This is a genomic window from Parendozoicomonas verongulae, assembly GCF_009711465.1.
GTDB classification, from domain to species: Bacteria; Pseudomonadota; Gammaproteobacteria; order Pseudomonadales; family Endozoicomonadaceae; genus Sansalvadorimonas; species Sansalvadorimonas verongulae.
The window spans coordinates 1639-2603 of record NZ_SMME01000641.1; the positions used below are offsets into that span (position 1 = coordinate 1639).

A 965-nucleotide genomic window follows, 5' to 3' on the forward strand; every position below is an offset into this window, starting at 1 on the left:
CCTTTCTTTGAATCACAAAAAAAATCTATTAACAACCTGCACAATCTGTCTTGAAGGCTTTCGCTGGCGGGATAATATGCATTCGACCACCTGTCATCACCTTTTCCACAGTAAATGCCTCCTGGGCGCTTTAAAAAGGGCTCGGTATTGCCCAATATGTCGACAACCGCAACCCGTATACAAACCAATGCGATGCGCAGGCAGATGTTCGCTGTTGAATTTCTATCTATCAAAAGAAGAAATGGAACATGAACAGGCTCATCACACTCCATGCCAAGTGCCCCGCATGCGCACAGGAGGGGGTAGTCTCCATGTCTGTAACCAGTGCCAGAAAGGATTCGCCTTACATAGCAATCTCACGAAACACAACAAGGCCGTTCACACCCCTATAAGGGACAGGTCCTTTGTCTGTGGCAAGATTGGATGCCACAAAGCGTTTACCAGTGTCTGCGATCTCAACAGACACAAGCGCACCCACACTACAGAGCGCAGGCCCTTTGTGTGTGAGCAGCAGGACGGGCTCCAAATGCTGTTCGACTGCGGTGATTTTGGGACATTAAGGGCTGGCGTTAATAACCAGTGCAACGCGGATTTCACCACTCCTGCTGATCTCACCCGTCACAGGCAGACCCATTTTAACACTCGATAACTTTTAAGCAGTGAAGATGAGGGCTGTACTTACAGTTTTTATACATTTCACACTCTAATTTGCAGCCGGGGGTATTACTTTCGAATAGCCTGCCGGCTTCTCTTGTGCTTGTTAAACCGCAATGGTGTTTGCAGATCAATCCTTCCGATTTGCAATCATTTTTCCAAATCAGGCAGAACACAGAAACAATATCCATGCCTGATTTTAGAGACGAAAAATTACATATCAGGTAACCCAAATGGTCTACCTTTCCTCCCTCTCCACATTTCCCTATGGACAAAGAGCGTATTGATGAGTCTTGGTAAATATACAATTC

General features: G+C 46.2%; 1 protein-coding gene and 1 pseudogene. One reads left to right on the plus strand and one right to left on the minus strand.

The genetic code is table 11. The features are described from left to right. Positions 1 to 7 precede the first annotated feature (7 nt). Positions 8 to 151, plus strand: a pseudogene (locus E1189_RS26130) (RING finger domain-containing protein); the annotation flags it as partial. Between the two features lie 192 nt (positions 152 to 343). Here E1189_RS26130 and E1189_RS25705 read toward each other — a convergent pair. Continuing rightward, a complete protein-coding gene (locus E1189_RS25705; protein WP_268921571.1) occupies positions 344 to 466 on the minus strand; it encodes a hypothetical protein in 123 nt (40 codons plus the stop codon). Positions 467 to 965 lie beyond the last annotated feature (499 nt).